Below are 265 nucleotides of genomic sequence, written 5' to 3'. Positions count from 1 at the left end.
ATGCAAGGCCTTGGCATAGACCCGGTAATGACCGCCGTTGCGAAGCTTGCCGCCGTGGCGCAGCGAACCGCTGGCGCCCTCCCCGCCGCCGCGCACGACCAGCTGGCCGCCCTGGGTGTCGCCGGCGGCGCGGGTAATGATGTTAATGACGCCGTTGACCGCGTTGGCGCCCCAGATGGTCGCGCCCGGCCCGCTGATGACCTCGATGCGCTCGATGTCGGCCATGACCACGTCCTGGGTATCCCAGAACACCCCCGAGAAGAGC

The 265-nt window shown here is 68.7% G+C and carries 1 protein-coding gene; it reads right to left on the bottom strand.

What is annotated here, in order from left to right:
• On the bottom strand, nucleotides 1–265 hold a 265-nt coding region (locus KVT32_RS30345; protein WP_217619458.1), incomplete at both ends, for a TonB-dependent receptor plug domain-containing protein.

Origin of the sequence: Achromobacter sp. GbtcB20 (assembly GCF_019091095.1) — a bacterium.
GTDB lineage: Bacteria > Pseudomonadota > Gammaproteobacteria > Burkholderiales > Burkholderiaceae_B > Achromobacter > Achromobacter mucicolens.
This window is presented reverse-complemented; position numbering and strand designations above follow the sequence as displayed.